At 63.6% G+C, this 17,121-nt stretch carries 17 protein-coding genes; 7 read left to right on the top strand and 10 right to left on the bottom strand.

From position 1 onward, the window contains the following. Positions 1 to 35 precede the first annotated feature (35 nt). Both IM701_RS05760 and IM701_RS05755 read right to left on the bottom strand, forming a co-directional pair. A complete protein-coding gene (locus tag IM701_RS05760) occupies positions 36 to 1,262 on the bottom strand; it encodes a pyridoxal-dependent decarboxylase, exosortase A system-associated (protein ID WP_193828056.1) in 1,227 nt (408 codons plus the stop codon). Beyond that, a complete protein-coding gene (locus tag IM701_RS05755) occupies positions 1,259 to 2,785 on the bottom strand; it encodes an acyl-CoA ligase (AMP-forming), exosortase A system-associated (protein ID WP_193828055.1) in 1,527 nt (508 codons plus the stop codon). The genes IM701_RS05760 and IM701_RS05755 overlap by 4 nt, the downstream gene beginning before the upstream one ends. 17 nt (positions 2,786 to 2,802) lie before the next feature. On the opposite strand from IM701_RS05755, the gene IM701_RS05750 reads away from it, so the two are divergent. From IM701_RS05750 to IM701_RS05735, 4 genes are read left to right on the top strand one after another with little or no spacing between them, the layout of a single operon-like run. Further along, positions 2,803 to 3,807, top strand: coding sequence for a GNAT family N-acetyltransferase (locus IM701_RS05750; RefSeq protein WP_193828054.1), 1,005 nt, complete (start codon positions 2,803 to 2,805; stop codon positions 3,805 to 3,807). A 36-nt stretch (positions 3,808 to 3,843) separates the two neighbouring features. Further along, positions 3,844 to 4,101, top strand: coding sequence for an acyl carrier protein (locus IM701_RS05745; RefSeq protein ID WP_039331417.1), 258 nt, complete (start codon positions 3,844 to 3,846; stop codon positions 4,099 to 4,101). Further along, positions 4,098 to 4,769, top strand: coding sequence for a hypothetical protein (locus IM701_RS05740; protein ID WP_193828053.1), 672 nt, complete (start codon positions 4,098 to 4,100; stop codon positions 4,767 to 4,769). The genes IM701_RS05745 and IM701_RS05740 overlap by 4 nt, the downstream gene beginning before the upstream one ends. Further along, positions 4,766 to 5,554, top strand: a complete 789-nt coding sequence (locus tag IM701_RS05735; protein WP_193828052.1) for a hydrolase 1, exosortase A system-associated — start codon at positions 4,766 to 4,768, stop codon at positions 5,552 to 5,554. The genes IM701_RS05740 and IM701_RS05735 overlap by 4 nt, the downstream gene beginning before the upstream one ends. Here IM701_RS05735 and trxB read toward each other — a convergent pair. The 6 genes from trxB to IM701_RS05705 form a co-directional block, all read right to left on the bottom strand. Continuing rightward, positions 5,551 to 6,525, bottom strand: coding sequence for a thioredoxin-disulfide reductase (trxB, locus tag IM701_RS05730; RefSeq protein WP_193828051.1), 975 nt, complete (start codon positions 6,523 to 6,525; stop codon positions 5,551 to 5,553). The two genes, IM701_RS05735 and trxB, sit on opposite strands and share 4 nt — an antisense overlap. Positions 6,526 to 6,622: 97 nt before the next feature. After that, positions 6,623 to 7,417: a tyrosine-protein phosphatase gene (locus tag IM701_RS05725; protein WP_193828050.1), complete on the bottom strand. Its 795-nt coding sequence runs from the start codon at positions 7,415 to 7,417 to the stop codon at positions 6,623 to 6,625. A gap of 113 nt (positions 7,418 to 7,530) precedes the next feature. After that, positions 7,531 to 7,917, bottom strand: coding sequence for a response regulator (locus IM701_RS05720; RefSeq protein WP_118074107.1), 387 nt, complete (start codon positions 7,915 to 7,917; stop codon positions 7,531 to 7,533). Continuing rightward, positions 7,914 to 9,026 carry a PAS domain-containing protein gene (locus tag IM701_RS05715; RefSeq protein WP_193828049.1) on the bottom strand — a complete coding sequence of 371 codons (1,113 nt, stop codon included), beginning with the start codon at positions 9,024 to 9,026 and terminating at the stop codon, positions 7,914 to 7,916. Before IM701_RS05715 ends, IM701_RS05720 begins: the two co-directional genes overlap by 4 nt. A 74-nt stretch (positions 9,027 to 9,100) precedes the next feature. Next, positions 9,101 to 9,535 (bottom strand): hotdog fold thioesterase, encoded by a 435-nt coding sequence (locus tag IM701_RS05710; protein WP_193828048.1) that lies wholly within the window; start codon positions 9,533 to 9,535, stop codon positions 9,101 to 9,103. Beyond that, positions 9,532 to 10,734 carry a M20 family metallopeptidase gene (locus IM701_RS05705; RefSeq protein WP_193828047.1) on the bottom strand — a complete coding sequence of 401 codons (1,203 nt, stop codon included), beginning with the start codon at positions 10,732 to 10,734 and terminating at the stop codon, positions 9,532 to 9,534. Before IM701_RS05705 ends, IM701_RS05710 begins: the two co-directional genes overlap by 4 nt. A 139-nt stretch (positions 10,735 to 10,873) precedes the next feature. On the opposite strand from IM701_RS05705, the gene IM701_RS05700 reads away from it, so the two are divergent. Together IM701_RS05700 and IM701_RS05695 are read left to right on the top strand one after the other, a co-directional pair. Beyond that, positions 10,874 to 12,121 carry an acetyl-CoA C-acetyltransferase gene (locus IM701_RS05700; RefSeq protein WP_193828046.1) on the top strand — a complete coding sequence of 416 codons (1,248 nt, stop codon included), beginning with the start codon at positions 10,874 to 10,876 and terminating at the stop codon, positions 12,119 to 12,121. 120 nt (positions 12,122 to 12,241) lie between these two features. Beyond that, complete coding sequence (locus IM701_RS05695) at positions 12,242 to 13,246, top strand: sensor histidine kinase (protein WP_082734678.1); 1,005 nt, start codon at positions 12,242 to 12,244, stop codon at positions 13,244 to 13,246. Between the two features lie 104 nt (positions 13,247 to 13,350). Here IM701_RS05695 and IM701_RS05690 read toward each other — a convergent pair whose 3' ends face one another. After that, the gene (locus tag IM701_RS05690; RefSeq protein ID WP_193828045.1) at positions 13,351 to 14,679 is read right to left on the bottom strand and encodes a M28 family peptidase; all 1,329 of its coding nucleotides are present in this window, start codon (positions 14,677 to 14,679) and stop codon (positions 13,351 to 13,353) included. A 136-nt stretch (positions 14,680 to 14,815) separates the two neighbouring features. Between IM701_RS05690 and ettA the strand changes: the two genes are divergently transcribed. Then, a complete protein-coding gene (ettA, locus tag IM701_RS05685) occupies positions 14,816 to 16,489 on the top strand; it encodes an energy-dependent translational throttle protein EttA (protein WP_039331432.1) in 1,674 nt (557 codons plus the stop codon). Positions 16,490 to 16,688: 199 nt separating this feature from the next. Here the strand turns inward: ettA and IM701_RS05680 are convergent, their stop codons facing one another. After that, the gene (locus tag IM701_RS05680; RefSeq protein WP_193828044.1) at positions 16,689 to 17,087 is read right to left on the bottom strand and encodes a DUF6265 family protein; all 399 of its coding nucleotides are present in this window, start codon (positions 17,085 to 17,087) and stop codon (positions 16,689 to 16,691) included. Between the last annotated feature and the right edge of the window lie 34 nt (positions 17,088 to 17,121).

The raw sequence follows: 17,121 nt of genomic DNA, 5'->3' as shown, positions 1-17,121 counted from the left end.
GAGTCATCCGTTAACAGCCGGAACCTATGCTCTTGTCAGACAAGCATTTCCGCGGCCGGCCCCTGGCCAAGGAACATCGCCGGGCTGGCGCTCGCTCCATAGGCACCGGCGCAGAAAATGGCGACGATATCGCCGGCATCAGCCCGCGGGAAACCACCCTTGTCGGCCAGCCGATCGAGCGGAGTGCACAGGCATCCGACAATGCTCGCCTCCTCCTCTACCGGCCCGTCGAAGCGCGTGGCGATGGCACTGGGATAATTGCGCCTGACCACTGTGCCGAAGTTGCCCGAGGCGGCTAGCTGGTGATGCAGGCCGCCATCGGTGACGAGGTAGATCTCGCCATGGCTCTCCTTGCGATCCACCACGGTCGCAAGATAAACGCCTGCTTCGCCAACGAGATAGCGGCCAAGCTCGATGCAGAAGGCCGTGTCGCGCAGAACTTCGGGCAGATCGGCAAAGCGCTCGGCCAAGGCCGCGCCGACCGCGCAGATGTCGACCGGTTCATCCCCCGGGAAATAGGGAATACCGAACCCGCCGCCGAGATTGCACTTCGGCAGAGGAACCCCGGTTTCCTCGGCAAGGCGCGCCGCCAGTGCCAGGGTCTGGCCCTGAGTCTCGATGATCGCGTCGGCTGAAAGCGCCTGGCTTCCGGCAAAGATATGGAAACCCTGCCAGTCCGCTCCTGCAGCAAGCAACTTGCGCGCGAGCGCCGGTACGCGTTCCGCATCGATGCCGAAGGGCTTGGCCCCGCCGCCCATCTTCATGCCCGACCCTTTGAGGTCGAAATCCGGATTGACCCGAATGGCAAGCCGGGGACGAACGCCCACTCGTTCGGCAATGGCCAGAGCGCGGCTGGCTTCCCCCTCGGATTCGAGGTTCAGGGTTGCTCCCGTCGCAATCGCTGCCTCAAGCTCCGCGTCGCGCTTGCCGGGGCCCGCGAAGCTGACCCGGGCCGGGTCAACGCCCGCCGCGCGGACGATGGATAGTTCGCCGCCTGAGGCGATATCGAAACCATCCACCAGCCCGAGCATATGCTTGAGCAATGGCCCGTAAGGGTTTGCCTTGACTGCATAATGGATGGAAAGCCGTTCCGGCATCGCGGCGCGCAATGCCGCCACCCGCGCCGTCAGAAGATCGCGCGAATATACGAACAGGGGCGTTACGCCCGCTTCCGCAACAAGTTCGGTCGCCTTGCGCCCGGCGATTGCCAGGACACCGTCGATGGCGGTGTAACCCGATGGAATAGGGCCGAGCGGCTTCATGCCTGCGTCTCCTCGGCCAGTTCTGCAGCCAGCGCAACCCGGTCAAGCTTGCCATTGGAACTCACGGGCATGATCTCCCGCCAATGGACGTGGCGCGGCACCATGAAATTCGGCAAGACGCGGGTCAGGGCAGGAACCAGGCCGTCCTTGTCGGCACCGAGCATCGCTCGCGCCACGAGATGGATCGCTTGCCCCAGTTGCGGATCAGGCAATCCCAGCGCTACCGCCTCGGCAACGATGCCTGTCGCAACTGCCGCTTCTTCCACTTCCTGCGGGCTGACTCGATTGCCGCTGGTCTTGATCATGGCGTCACGCCTGCCGACGAAATGCAGCAACCCTTGCGCATCGCGCTTCACCCGGTCCCCCGACCAGACGGCCATGCCGCCAAGCTTCGAGAACGCCGGCGCAGGCCTGAACCGCTCCGCCGTGCGCTCTGCGTCCTGCCAGTATCCTTGCGCAACCAGCGGCCCTGCGTGGACCAGTTCACCTTCTTCCTCGGCTTGAGCTTCTTCGCCCAAGTCATTGATGACAAGAACTTCTGCAAAGGGAATGGCACTACCGATCGAGGTGGGGTGCTCGTCGACCAGCGCGGGATCGAGGTAGGTCGACCGGAAGGCCTCGGTCAGCCCGTACATGGGATAGAGGTCGGCCGCCGGGAATTTTGTCCGCAGCGCGCGGACCAGCGATGGCGTCAAGGCGCCGCCGCTGTTTGTCAGTCGGTTGAGCGATTGCGCGGCGTCCTGCGGCCATTCCAGTTCCACCAGTTGCAGCCAGAGCGGCGGCACTGCAGCGATTGTGGTGATGCCATGCCGGGCAACTGCTTTTACCACATCGCGCGGCGTGAGGTAATCCAGCGGTACCACGCTGCCCCCGGCGTACCACGTGGACAGCAGCTGATTCTGACCATAGTCGAATGCGAGCGGGAGTACGGCAAGCACGCGGTCCTGTGGCGCGATCCGCAGGTAATGCGCAACGCTGACGGCCCCCAGCCAAAGATTGGCCTGGCTGAGCATCACTCCCTTCGGACGCCCGGTAGAGCCACTGGTATAGAGAATGGCGGCAAGGCTGTCCGGCCCTGCATCAGACGGCGGAAGTGTGCCACCTTCGGCCTCCGCTTCGGCCCATACAGCAGCCTCCTCAATCGCCCGGCAAGGTGCGTCGCCCTCCTCCAGCGTATCGAGGCGGCCCTTGTTCGAAATCAGCAGCGCGGCCCCGCTGTCGGCCAGGATGTGCGCCGCCTGTGCGCGCTTGAGCAGCGGGTTGATCGGTACGTGGACCAGCCCTGCCCGTACCGCAGCCAGTGGCATCAGGCAGGCAAGCTCGGTCTTGGGCAGCCAGGTCGCCACCCGGCCACCGGGTTCGCCGACGCGCGATTTCAACCACTTCGCAAGGGTTCCTACACGTGCATTTAACGCTTCATGGCTAAGCGTGCGGTCCTTGAGCACCAGTGCAGGGGCATCACGCCCGCCGCGCAAGGCAAGGTGGTCGAGCGGATACACGGTGGGATCGGGCGTTTGTGGCACTCGGGTCTCGATAGGGAATGGCAAGAGCGTTGGACGTCTATCACGCCAGTCTTAAGGAAGCGCAAGCGGACCCGCGCGTTATCGCGGCTCAGGGCGCTTCGCCGTTTGAGCGGCTCGACTGGCTTGCCCTGCTCGCAGCGCATTGCCTCGACGAGGCGAAAGCGCGGGTCACCATTGCCGCGGACGAGCAGGGATGCACCGCCATGCCTTGGCTGGAAGACCATGGGCAGATTGCAACGCTTGCCAAATGGTACAGTTTTTTCGTGCGTTTTCTGGGTGATGGAAGACATCTCTCAGAGATCGTGCGAAGCCTTCCCCATAACCGGGCGATGTTTGCTCCTTTGCCGGAGGACGACGCCACAGCCCTTGCTTCCGCATTCCGCAAGGCTGGCTGGATCGCGCTCGCCGAGCCCTGCGACAGCAACCACGTGCTTGCCGTGAACGGACGGAGCTTTGCCCAATACTGGGTAGATCGCCCCGGGGCATTGCGCGAAACCTTCCGGCGCAAGAGCCGGAAAGGCGAAGTCACGCTGCGGCTCGCAACGCAATTTTCCCAAGCCGATTGGGACGCTTACGAGACGGTCTACAAGCTGAGCTGGAAGCCCGGCGAAGGATCGCCCGATTTCCTTCGGGCATGGGCCGAAATGGAGGGCAAGGCCGGCCGCTTGCGCCTTGGCATTGCCAAGGTGGATGGCCAACCAGTCGCCGCGCAGTTCTGGACTGTCGAGGGCGGCACCGCTTTCATTCACAAGCTTGCGCATGATGAACGCTTCCGCAAGCAATCGCCGGGAACGCTGCTCAGCGCGGCAATGTTCGAGCATGTAATTGACCGCGATGCTGTCACGCTAATCGATTTCGGCACTGGCGATGATCCCTACAAGCGCGACTGGATGGAAGATGTGCGGATCCGCTGGCGCGTGCGGGCATGGCGCAAGAACGCCATCCGTCACTGGCCCTCGCTGGTCCGTGCGCTTGCCGCACGAACACTGCGCCCCCTTGTCTCCAGGAACCGCCATGGTTAAGGGCCCGATGAAACTGATAACGGCAGCTGGACACTGATGAGCGACACCGACAGCACCCTGCGCGCGATCCTCAAGGACGTTCTTGGCCTTTCGGCCGAGCGCGTGGCCGCTTTCGATGCCTCGACCGGCCTGTTCGGGGAACTGCCCGAGCTTGATTCGATGGCCGTGGCCGGCCTGCTCACCGAGATCGAGGACCGGCTCGACATCGTGATCGAGGACGACGAGGTCGATGGCGAACTGCTGGAGACCTTCGGCAACCTGCGATCGTTCCTGGAAGCCAAAGTCACGGCGTGATCGCGCGCTGGCCTTGCCCCGGCCCCGAAGGCCAGAGCGAGGAGTATGCGCTTGCCTTCGATCGCGGCCGTGAAAAACGCCTGCTGATCGTCCCGCCTTTGTTCGACGAAGCCAACCGCATGCGGCGGATGCTGGTCGATGCCATGCGCCTGCTGGATGACGCAGGAATCGACAGCTTCCTGCCCGACCTGCCAGGTTGCCACGAAAGCCTGCAGCAGTTCGAGGCGCAGAGCCTCCACGGTTGGCGCAGCGCGATGCAGCTGGTGTCACGCCACTTCCGGGCGACCGACGTGCTGGCGGTGCGTGGTGGCGCTCTGGTGTTTCCCAACGCGCTGCCGGGCTGGGCGCTCGAACCTGCAAAGGGTGCGGCGATCCTGCGCCAGATGATCCGCGCCCGCGTGATCGCCTCACGCGAAGCCGGTGTGCAGGAGGACAGTGCGGCGCTGCTCGAACTTGGCCGCAGCGAAGGGCTGGAACTTGCCGGATGGCGCTGCGGTGCGTCGCTGATTGCCGGGCTGGAGAATGCCTTGCCACAAATCGAGGGGCACCACCTCATTGCGCAGGGCCAGCTTGGCGGTGGCGGCTTGTGGCTGCGGGCAGAACCAGCGGCGGCGCCCGAACAGTCCGCCGCCCTCGTCCGCGTGATCCTGTCCGAGATCGACGCATGACCAGGCGCCACCTCACCTTCACGTGCGATGGGGCGACGCTTATCGGCACGCTTGACCGCGAGGCCGCGAGTCACTCGACCGGTCTGCTGATCGTCTCCGGCGGCAATGAACTGCGCGCGGGCGCCTGGAGCGGACAGGCGCAACTGGCCGCTCGCATCGCCAGCGAGGGCTATCCGGTGTTCCGCTACGACCGACGCGGCGTCGGCGACAGTGAGGGCGAGAATCTTTCGTTCCGCCACTCCGGGCCGGATATTGCAGCAGCCCTCGCCGCATTTCGCGCCGCAGCACCGCATGTTGCCCGCATCGTCGCGTTCGGCAATTGCGATGCGGCCGCAGCGCTGATGCTGAACGCGCCTGCGCTGCCGATCGATGCTCTCGTGCTCGCCAACCCTTGGACGATAGATGGCGAGGAAGCCCCAAACGCCATGCCCGCCTCGGCTATCCGCAGCCGTTATCTCGCCAAGCTCGCCAACCCGCGCGAGGTCTGGCGGCTGCTGACCGGAGGGGTGAACCTCGCAAAGCTCGCCAGAGGGCTACGCAGCGCGGCATCGCCGACGCCTGCTCCAGCGGGCCTTGTCGAGGAGATGAGGACAGGCCTTGCGGCTTTCAGCGGCGCCGCAACGATCCTGCTCGCCAGCCGCGACCGGACGGCGCAGATGTTCAGCGAAGTCTGGGACAGCGCCGACTTGCGCATCCAGCGCATCGACAGCGCGTCCCACAGCTTTTCAGACGAAGCCGCGCGCGAATGGCTTCACGCGCGGCTGATCGAGGTGCTTGGGCCCTAAACTGCTGCGACTTCCGCCTGAGCGGCCTTGAAGTCCAGCTCGGCAAGGAAGCGTTCGGAATCTAGCGCGGCCATGCAGCCGGTCCCGGCCGCCGTCACGGCCTGGCGATAGGTGTGGTCCATGACGTCGCCGCAGGCGAAAACGCCGGGAATCGCGGTCTTCGGCGTGCCGGGTTCCACCACGATGTAGCCGCTCTCATCGAGTTCGAGCTTGCCCTTGAACAGTTCGGTCGCCGGGGCATGGCCGATTGCCACGAAAGCGCCATCGGTCTCGACGACGCTTTCCGCGCCAGTCACGGTGTCGATCACCTTCACGCCGGCCAGGCCCTTGCCCGCCTCGCCGATGAAGCTGTCGACCTTCTGGTTCCACAGCACCTTGACGTTGGGGTGAGCGAACAGACGGTCCTGCAGGATCTTCTCGGCGCGCAGGGAATCGCGGCGGTGGATCAACGTCACGTCGGGCGAATGGTTGGTAAGGTACAGCGCTTCCTCGACGGCAGTGTTGCCACCGCCGATCACCACGACCTTCTTGCCGCGATAGAAGAACCCGTCGCAGGTGGCGCAAGCTGACACGCCCTTGCCCGAAAATTCCTGCTCGCCCGGAACGCCGAGCCACTTGGCCTGCGCGCCCGTGGCGATGACAAGCACGTCGCCCTCATAGATGTCGCCGCTGTCGCCGACGGCGCGGAACGGGCTGCCATCCAGGCTGACTTCAAGGATCGTGTCCCACATCATCCGCGTGCCAACATGTTCGGCCTGGGCCTGCATTTCCTGCATCAGCCACGGGCCCTGGATCACGTCGCGAAACCCCGGGTAGTTCTCGACATCGGTGGTGATGGTCAGCTGGCCGCCGGGCTGCAGCCCCTGCACCACGATCGGCTGCATCCCCGCGCGCGCGCCATAGATCGCGGCGGAAAGCCCGGCCGGGCCGGAACCGATGATGAGCATGCGGGTCTTGTGCGTGGTCGCCATGGGAAAAGTCCTCCAGTCGCCAGCGAGATAAGCAGCGCAGGGCGCAAAAGCCAGTCCGCGCCCCCCGCTTTTTCCGCAGCTATCCGACAGATTTTCTTTATTCGACGAGGTTGGCTTCGATCGCGGCGAGCACCTGCGGTGTCACGCCGAGCACCTCCCGCGCATAGGCCTCCATGCTGCCGTGGCGTTCCCGGATCGCTGCGAACGCGCGCTCGAGAAATTGCGCCTCGACGCCCATCAGCACGCGCACCGCGGCATCATCCATCGATATGCCGAAACCCTCGCGCACATGCCGCGCCCCGGCTTCGATGCGCGCCTCGGCATTGCCCGCAGTATTGGTGAGCAGATAGTCCGCCACGATATCATCGTGGTGCACGCCCAGCATATCGTGGACCAGCGCAGCGGCGAGGCCGGTCCGGTCCTTGCCGGCCAGACAGTGCAACAGGCTCGGCGTTTCGCGTTCGGCCAAGGCGTGCATGTACAGACGGTAGGTCCCGACCAGGACAGGCCGGAATGGCAGCGTTTCGTAAAGAGCAAGCATGGCCTCTCGCGCATCGTCGGCAGTGCGCACATCGCGCGCCATCTCTTCGTGCACCGCGCGCCCAGCCGCACTTGCAGTTTCGCCAGGATGGAAAAGCACGCTGCCCTCGAACTCGGGGTGCCTGAGGCAGCGATTGGCAGCGCGCTCGCTATCACCGCGCAGGTCGATGACGGTGGCGATCTGCAAGGCGTGGACTTTCTCGAGATCCTCAGCCGTTGCCTCGCTATGCTGACCCGAGCGCCACAGGACGCCCTTGCGCAACCGACCACCGCGCGCGGCATAGTTGCCATAGTCCCGGAAATTGTGGATTCCGGCCATCGCCAGCACCCTGGCCTGTTCCTGCTCGCTCATTTCACCGTCCTTGCCTGCGCTCAGCAATGGCAGCTTTGCCCAAGCGTGCAAGCGGGTCCGTCTGACGTTTCACGTCGTGGCAATGCCTCGTGACCCGTAGCGGGTTTGGCCCTTTATTGCCGCACGGCCAGCGGTTCGAGCGCGCGCGCCACAACTACTGCGGCCGGTGTCGGCTTGGGCACCAGGGTTCCGCCCAGCCGCCGGACGGCTTCATCCATGCGATCAAGGTCGCCGGTGTGAAGGACGTAAGGAACGCCCATTGCCGCAAGCGTCCGTGCCACCTGCTCGCAGGTTTGCCCTTGGCCCAGCGAAACGTCGAGAATGGCTGCGGAAATCGCGTTGTTCTGGACGATGGAGAGCGCCTCCATCAGATCGAGTGCCGTCAATGGCTTGCACCCGGCATCTTCGACCGCAAATTCCAGATCGAGCAGGATGAGCGGTTCATCATCAAGCACGAGAACGCGGCACGGCTCCGACGAAGCGTGATGCATCCCGCTCATTCGCCGGCATCCCGCAAGGGGATGCTGAGCCGGGCGTGAAGCCCTTCGCTGTTCAGTTCTCTCACAATTCCTCCCCTGGCCATGCCAAGCATGCGATCCACGATACCATCCACCCCGACCGAACCTGCCGCCGCCTCTTGCAGCAAAGCGTCGGTTCCGCGCCCATGTTCCACCCAGTCGATGCGTATCGCCGGGCTCTCGGCAGAACCATTGCGCTGCCAGCCGACCGTAACGCGCCCGTCATCCCGACTGAGGGCGCCGTAACGGATGGCGTTCACCGCCAGTTCGTGAAGCGACAGTCCGAGCACCGAGACCGATGCAAAATCCGACCTGAGCCCGTTGCCCTCGAAAATGATGCGCGTCCCATCCGGATCGTAAGGCGCCAGGACGGCACGGATGGCCTGGCCAACCTCGACCGTGCCGCGATGAGAATCATCGAGGGTCGTTTCGTAAGCCCGGCCAAGCGCCTGGATTCTGTCATTGATTTCCCGCGCTTCGACCTCGATGCCGCGAACCCTGCCGGTGAAGTTGACGATGCCGCCGATCACGGCAAACATGTTCTTCATGCGATGCGACAGTTCGCGTGCCAGCTCGCGCGCGTGCAACTCGTCGGCCCGCGCCGCGCGCACGTCGGAAACATCCCACTGGCTGCCGAAGAAATAGACCAGTTTTCCTTCGGCGTCGTAGACCGGCCCCAGATGCAGGGCATTCCAGAACGAGCTGCCGTCCTTCCGGTAGTTCAGCAGTTCGACAACCGTTACGTCCTCGCGATCCAACGCGTTGCGGATCCGCACCAGAGAGGCACGATCGCTTTCCGGGCCCTGCAGGAAGCGGCAATTGCGTCCGACGATTTCGTCTTCCTCATATCCGGTGAGGTGACGGAACGCCCGATTGGCAAAGACGATGGGCATGTCATCCTGATGCGGATCGCACAGGCAGATCGCCATGCGCGTCTGCGCCATCGCCTGCTCGAATAGAACGCCAGATGCTCCGTCGAACGTATCTTCGGGGTGTTGCGCACGAAAACGCGCCACGGCTGGATCAAACACGGTATGGGCCTGATCGATCGGGCCGGACTCAGGGATGTTATCTGAAGTGTTACGGTTCATATCAGTGGCTACCTGCCACCGAAAATGCAGTTCCTACTGCTTGGTTCCGGAAAAAAGCATTAAATTCATGGGCATCATTTTCGTTCCAGCGGAATGACGGCGAGTGTCAACCGGGATATACAAGCGAGCTTGTCCAGTTCATCGACGATGCGGATGGACCAGACGTGGGTGCTACGCCCCAAGGCCTCGGGTCGTGCAGTCGCGTAAACCCAACCGTCGCGCACCGGTCGCAGGTGGTTGGCGTTGATTTCCATCCCCACGCAAGCGAACCGTTCAGGGTCCACCACCATGGCTCCGGCCATCGAGCCGATCGTTTCTGCCAGCGCAACCGATGCGCCACCGTGCAACCGGCCAAAAGGCTGATGCGTGCGATGGTCGACCGGCATGCGCGCGGAAATCCAGTCATCGCCACAGTCATGGAACTCGATGCCAAGGTGCGCCGGCATCGAGGAACTGCCCAATTTCGTCAGTCGCTCGAGCGAGGGCTTCTCACCATTCCACCAGATCAAGCAGCAAATCCTTCAGCAAGAAAACGCCCGGCGCATCCGGCCAGCATGGCAGTGCCGAGCGGCAACACGCTTTCGTCCACCATCATTCTGGTGGAGTGGATCGAACAGCAAGAGCGCCAGTCTACGCCTTCATGAGCCACGCCAAGGAAGAACATCGCTCCGGGCACCTTTTCAAGCACATAGGAAAAGTCTTCCGCCCCCATGATCGGGGCGTCCAGCCGGTGAAAGCCATGCTCGCCGGTTAGATCGCGAACCACCCTCTCGCCAAGGTCAACCGCGCGCCCATCGCATACGGTGACAGGGAACCCCGGCGTGATCGCGACCTCGGCCGTCATTCCGTGGGCCGCGGCGATGTTCGTCGCCACCAGCTTCAATGCTTCATGGATGCGCGCGCGATTGGTGGCAGAAAGCGTGCGCAATGTGCCGCGCATGGCGACCCGGTCGGCGATCACGTTGTGGGCCGTACCCGCCTCGATTTTCGCGACTGTGGCGACGACGGGATCGCTCACCGGGAACTTCCTCGTGACGACCGTCTGGAGCGCGGTGACGATCTCACAGGCCACTGGCACCGGATCGAGCGCATCGTGCGGCATCGAGGCATGGCCGCCCCGGCCGTGCACGACGATGTCGAACTGGTCTGCCGAAGCAAGCAATGGCCCTGCCCGACCGGCCACAAGGCCATGCGGACTATTGGGCATGATGTGCAGGGCAAAGGCAGCATCGGGCAACGGATCTATCAGCCCGTCATCGAGCATGAAGCGAGCGCCGTGGAATCCCTCCTCGCCCGGCTGAAACATGAACTGCACCTCGCCTGCAAGGCCATCAGCCCGGGCGCAAAGCAGTTCGGCGGCACCTGCCAGCATGGCGGTGTGCGTGTCATGGCCGCAGGCGTGCATTGCGCCCGGGATGGTGGAGGAGAATTCGAGCCCGGTCTCTTCGGTCATGGGCAGCGCGTCCATGTCGCCGCGCAGGAGGACACGCCGTCCAGGTCCGGCCCTGCCTTTCAGCGTGGCCACCAGCCCGGTCGTCGATGGCCCCTCACGCCATGTCAGTGGAAGATGAGCGAGCGCGGCGCGGACCTTGTCCCGGGTCTTGGGCGTGTGCAGGCCGAGTTCGGGTTCGGCATGGATCGCACGGCGCAGCGCGACGATCGAATCGGAAAGGCCTCGCGCCTGTTCGAGCAAGTCGGGATGAAGCATCGGAGGCCTCTTGTGGAAGGGATCGACACTAGGCTGGCACGTTGCAGCGCTGCTGTCGAGACTTGGCCTTGGGACTTGCACCAGCGGGCAGAGCGCGTTAATCGTTCGATTAAATAGTCCACTGACGGAGAGAGTCCCGATGCCCGAAGCCTATATCATCGATGCCGTCCGCACTCCGCGCGGGGTCGGCAAGCCCGGCAAGGGCGCGCTTTCGCACCTGCACCCGCAGCACCTCGCCGCGACTGTCCTCAAGGCCCTGAAGGAGCGCAACAATCTCGATACCGCGACGGTGGACGACATCATCTGGTCAACCTCCTCGCAGGTCGGCAGGCAAGGCGGCGACCTCGGCCGCATGGCGGCGCTGGCAGCGGGGTACGACATCAAGGCGTCGGGCACGACGCTTGACCGCTTCTGCGGCGGCGGCATCACCTCGGTGAACCTGGCCTGCGCCTCCGTGATGTCGGGGATGGAAGACTGCGTCATCGCCGGCGGTACCGAAATGATGAGCTTCACCGCCGCGCACGGAGCGGAACAGGCCAATGCGGGCATCAAGCCACTGGGCATGGGCTCAGGCAACCTGGCGCTCGACGCCTTGCATCCGCAATCGCACCAGGGCGTGTGTGGCGATGCCATCGCCAGCATCGAAGGCATCAGCCGCGAAGCGCTCGACGCGCTTGCCCTCGTCAGCCAGCAGCGCGCCGACCGCGCGATCAAGGAAGGCCGCTTCAACAAGTCGGTCGTGCCGGTCCTGAACGAGGACGGTTCGGTCGCGCTCGACCGCGAGGAATTCCCGCGCCCCGAAACAACTGCCGAAGGCCTCGCCGCGCTGAAGCCGAGCTTTGCCGGCCTTGCCGACTTCGATCTTGGCGGCACGTCTTTCCGCAAGCAGATCAACCGCCGTTATCCTGACGTGGAAATCCAGCACTTCCATCACGCGGGCAACTCCTCGGGCGTGGTTGATGGCGCAGCGGCGCTGCTGATCGTTTCGCCCACCTATGCCGAAAAGCACGGCCTCAAGCCGCGCGCCCGCATTGTCGCTTACGCCAACCAGGGCGATGATCCGACGTTGATGCTGAACGCGCCCGTGCCTGCCGCCAAAAAGGTGCTGGCCAAGGCCGGGCTTTCCAAGGACGATATCGACGTCTGGGAAATCAACGAAGCCTTTGCTGTCGTTGCCGAAAAATTCATCCGCGACCTCGAACTCGATCGCGAAAAGGTGAACATCAACGGCGGCGCCATGGCGCTTGGCCACCCGATCGGCGCAACCGGTTCGATCCTGATCGGCACCGCTCTCGATGAACTCGAACGTTCGGGCGGACGCTACGGCCTTGTAACGATGTGTGCTGCTGGCGGCATGGCACCGGCGATCATTATCGAACGCATTTAACCAAAGTAAATACTCGAGACAATTAGTGGCCCGGCGATCGAATGCCGGGCCATTGTTTTTCAAGAAGTTGCAAATGTTACGTTGCAATACGTCGCCAGCGCTGGCATTTGTCGAGCTAATATGCCCGCATTTCCGCGAACTCTTGTCAGACCCCTGCGCGGTAAGCTGTCCGGCTACGCCGTAGCGATTGGCCTTGCGATAATCGCCACGATACTCAGGCAGGCAGCCGACAATCTTCTACCTCCCGGCTTCCCGTTCCTGACGTTCTTTCCCGCCGTGATCGTCACCGCATTTGTCGCCGGACGCGGCCCCGGCGCGCTCTGTGGCGTGCTTAGTCTGTTGTCTTCATGGTATTTTTTCATTCCGCCAGCGAATACTTTCGTGCTCTCTGCTCCAGTGGCGACCGCGCTGCTATTCTTCGCAGCAGTGGTGATTGTGGATGTCCTTCTGATCGACGGGCTGCAACAGCGCCAGGAGCAGCTGGTCGAAAGCCAGCGCCAGCTGAGCGCGATGGCAGACCAGCAAACCCTGCTTTTTCAGGAACTTCAGCACCGCGTGGCGAACAACCTCGCCTCGGTCTCCTCGATGCTGCGCATCCAGCGCCGACAGATCGAGCGGACGCCGGAAATCGCTCTCACGGTCCTTGAAAGCGCCGACCAGCGCATCGAACTGATGGGCCGCGTGCATCGCCAACTTTACAATCCGGCGGCCCGTGAGATTCCCCTGCCCGAACAGATCGAAAATGTCGTGGCTCAGGCGCAGGACGTGGCCGGGGCCGAGGACGTCAAGGTAATCATCAACGCTGTCGATGCACCCCTTGCCGTAGACCGTATGATGACGCTGATGCTGCTCATCACGGAAGTGCTCAACAACTCGATAAAGCACGCTTTTCCGGAAGGTTCGTCCGGTGAGGTTCGTCTCACGCTGGAACCCGCCAGTCACGGGCGGCTGCGCCTGACGATTGCAGACAACGGGCGCGGCCTTTCTCCGGAACACGCCGACGTCCCGCGCCATCGCGGCCTCGGCACTGCCATCACCAAGGGCTTTGCCACCCAGCTCGGCGGCACGATCACTGTCGACGGCAGCAACGGGGTGAGGACGATTGTCGAGTTTCCGGAGGGCTGAGGGCAGTTTCCAACTCTCCCCCAACTCTACCGCAACTCACCCCTAACTCCCCCCTGACTCGTGTAGGCAAACGCCCCACTGGGCGGGGCTTTGCCCATACACGATCACGGTGCCGCAGCGATCGGTCCCGCTTCGTTGGCGACGACCTTCAGGACCTCGGCCCAGGCAGCGACATTTTGCGCCAGTTCGGCGGGATCGACCTTGTCCAGGGTGTCGTCAGGCGTGTGATGAAGATCGAAGTAATGGGTGCCGTCCTGGTTCAGGTCGACCACGCTGAGCTTCTGCTTTTCGATCACCGGCTCGACGTCGGTCCCGCCATCGGCCTTGCCGCTCCCACGGACGATACCCATCGGTGACAAGGCAGCGGCGATGCGGTCGGACAGGGCCTTGTCGGCCATGTTGAACTGGACGCGCCAGACGCGGGCGGCGCCGAAGTCGCTCTCCATCGCGAGGGCGTGGGGTTCGCTGTGCTTTTCCGCGTAAGCCTTGCCGCCGAAGCCGCCGAGTTCCTCCGAGCCTGCCCAGAGAACGCGGATGGTGCGCAAGGGCGCGCCGCCCTCCTGCGCCTTCAAGGCGGCAGCGGTGATGATGGCGCACCCCGCTGCGTCGTCAATCGCGCCGGTGCCGAGATCCCAGCTATCGAGGTGGCAGCCGAGCAGAATCGGCGGGAGCGAAGGATCGCGGCCCGGCAGATCGCCGATGACGTTGCCCGAGGGAAGATTGTCGGTGGTCTTGCCGGTGAGCGTGAGACTGAGGCGGATTGCCTTGCCGCTGCGCGCTATGCGGGCGATCAGGTCGGCATCCGGATTGGAGACCGCGCCTGCCGGGATCGGCTTGACGCCATCGGGGAACGTGGTGCCGCCGGTATGGGGGTTGCGGTGACTGTCGGTGCCGATGGAGCGGATCACCACGCCGATCGCGCCCTTGCCCGAGGCGATAGCTGGCCCCGCACGGCGGACCTGCCCGTAGGGACCATAACCGCTGCCGTCCTGGTTGCGCTTCATCGCGTGGTCGATGAAGGCGATCTTGCCGCTGAGCGAGCCGGCCGGCGCCGCCTTCAGCGCATCGAGCGTGGGGAAATAGACGACATCGCCTTCGATGCCCTTTTCCGGGGTAGTGCCGCTGTAGCCCAGTGCAGTGATCGCAAGCTTGAACGGGATCGGCGCGAGAAGGCTGCCTTCGTCCCGACCGCGCACGTAGCCGCGGATCTTGAACGGCTCGACCGCGACCTTGCTGAAGCCCAGCGCCTTCAATCGCGCTTCGGCCCAGACGCGGGCGCGCGCTTCGGCTTCGGACCCGGGCATGCGCGGCCCGACTTCGCTGGTAAGCCCGGCGAGCAGGTCCCAGGCGACATCGCCTTTCGGATCCTGCGCATAAGCGGTTGAGACGGAAAGGGTGGCGATGAGCGCAAGGGCGCGAGCATGGTTTCTCATGCAACCGTGCTATCGCCCGCCCCACCGCCTGCCAAGCCCTGCCCGCCGCCCTTGTCGCACAAGCCCCGCTTGCCCGACCCTTCGCGCTCGGATAGAGGGCGCGCAACAGTTTTTGCCTTCTACCCAAGGACCCGAGATGGCTGCCCAATACGCCTACGTCATGAAAGACATGACGAAGACCTTCCCCGGCGCGCAGAAGCCGGTGCTGAGCAATATCAACCTGCAGTTCTATCAGGGTGCCAAGATCGGCATCGTCGGCCCGAACGGTGCCGGTAAATCCACCCTGATCAAGATCATGGCCGGGATCGACAAGGACTTCACCGGCGAAGCTTGGCCGGGTGAAAACATCACCGTCGGCTACCTTGAGCAGGAACCGCAGCTCGACGAGAGCAAGACCGTGCTCGAGAACGTCAAGGACGGTGCGCGCGAGATCGCCGACATGGTCGAGCGCTTCAACCAGATCGGCATGGAAATGGCCGAGGAAGATGCCGACTTCGATGCGCTCGGTGCCGAGATGGCCGAGTTGCAGGACAAGATCGACGCGGTGGATGGCTGGACGCTCGACAACCAGCTCGAAATCGCGATGGAAGCGCTGCGATGCCCGCCCGGCGACTGGTCGGTGGCGAGCCTTTCGGGCGGTGAAAAGCGCCGCATCGCGCTGACCCGCCTGCTGATCCAGAAGCCTTCGATCCTGCTGCTGGACGAACCGACCAACCACCTTGACGCTGAATCCGTCGAATGGCTGGAAAACCACCTCAAGGACTATGCCGGCGCGGTGCTGATGATCACCCACGACCGCTACTTCCTCGACAACGTTGTGGGCTGGATCCTCGAACTCGACCGCGGAAAGTACTTCCCCTACGAGGGCAACTATTCGACCTACCTCGAAACCAAGGCCAAGCGCATGGCCCAGGAAGAGCGTGAGGAAAGCGGCAAGCAGAAGGCGCTGCAGCGCGAACTCGAGTGGATCCGCCAGACCCCGGCCGCGCGGCAGACCAAGTCCAAGGCGCGTATCCGCAAGTTTGAGGAACTGCAGAACGCCCAGGACAACCGTCCGGTCGGCAAGGCCCAGATCGTCATCCAGGTGCCGGAGCGCCTTGGCGGCAAGGTGATCGAGGTGAAGAACATCTCGAAGGCCTATGGCGACAAGCTGCTGTTCGAAGACCTGTCGTTCATGCTGCCGCCCGGTGGCATTGTCGGCGTGATCGGGCCGAACGGTGCGGGCAAGTCCACGCTGTTCAAGATCCTGACCGGCAAGGAAACGCCCGACAGCGGCACGGTGGAAATCGGCTCGACCGTCCACCTCGGCTATGTCGACCAGAGCCGCGACGACCTGAACCCCGCCAACAACGTGTGGCAGGAAATCTCGGACGGCCTCGATTACATGAAGGTCAACGGTCAGGACATGTCGACCCGCGCCTATGTCGGCGCGTTCAACTTCAAGGGTCCCGACCAGCAGAAGAACGTCGGCAAGCTTTCGGGCGGTGAGCGCAACCGCGTGCACATGGCCAAGATGCTGAAGGCCGGCGGCAACGTGCTGCTGCTGGACGAACCGACCAACGACCTTGACGTGGAAACGCTGGCCGCACTGGAAGACGCGATCGAGAACTTCGCCGGTTGCGCGGTGGTCATTTCGCACGACCGCTTCTTCCTTGACCGTCTGGCAACGCACATCCTGGCGTTCGAGGGCAACAGCCACGTCGAATGGTTCGAAGGCAACTTCGCGGCCTATGAGGAAGACAAGCGCCGCCGCCTGGGTGACGCGGCAGATCGTCCGACCGCGTTGGCGTACAAGAAACTGACGCGCTGATCTTCTTTGTCAGTAATGGACGCGCCCCGCTGGCCATCTTGGCGGGCGGGGCGTCATCCTATTTCGTCACCCTGAACTTGCATCAGGGTCCATCTCGCCACACGCACGGACGGTGTTTGGCGAGGGATGGATGCTGAAACAAGTTCAGCATGACGGTGAGAATGCACCGACCTGCCGCACAAGATGACGACCAAGGGGATCAGCCCTTGCGGCGGAAGCGGAAGGTGAGGGTTTCGGTCTTGCCGCCTTCCTTGACCGTGACCGAGGCGGTCATGGTGTTCTTGCCGGTGCGTTCGTAGACTAGGCCGGAAAAATCGAGGCGGTCGCCCTTGCGCTCGATCAGCGGGAAAGAGACGACCTTGCCCTTCTCCTCCCAGCCGGTGAGATCGGCGTTGAAGTGCTTGAGACGGCAGGCGAGCGAGCCGCCTTCTTCGACGATGGTGATGAGTTCATAGAACATCACCGTGCCGTCCTTGTTCAACTGGCGAAAGTGGCCGACCATCTGCCCGCCAGCTGCCGGGGCATAGGCTTCGAGCGCGGGTGCGCCTTCGATGCCCTCACCTTCCCAAGAACCCTGCAGCCAGGCGACGTCCGCCAATGTTGCGGGCGGCGCGGCGCGGCGGTGATCGGGG

The organism is Novosphingobium sp. ES2-1, from assembly GCF_015169775.1.
In the GTDB taxonomy this organism is placed as follows: domain Bacteria; phylum Pseudomonadota; class Alphaproteobacteria; order Sphingomonadales; family Sphingomonadaceae; genus Novosphingobium; species Novosphingobium subterraneum.
The sequence above is the reverse complement of the archived record's forward strand: the minus strand, read 5'-3'. Positions and strand labels throughout refer to the sequence as shown.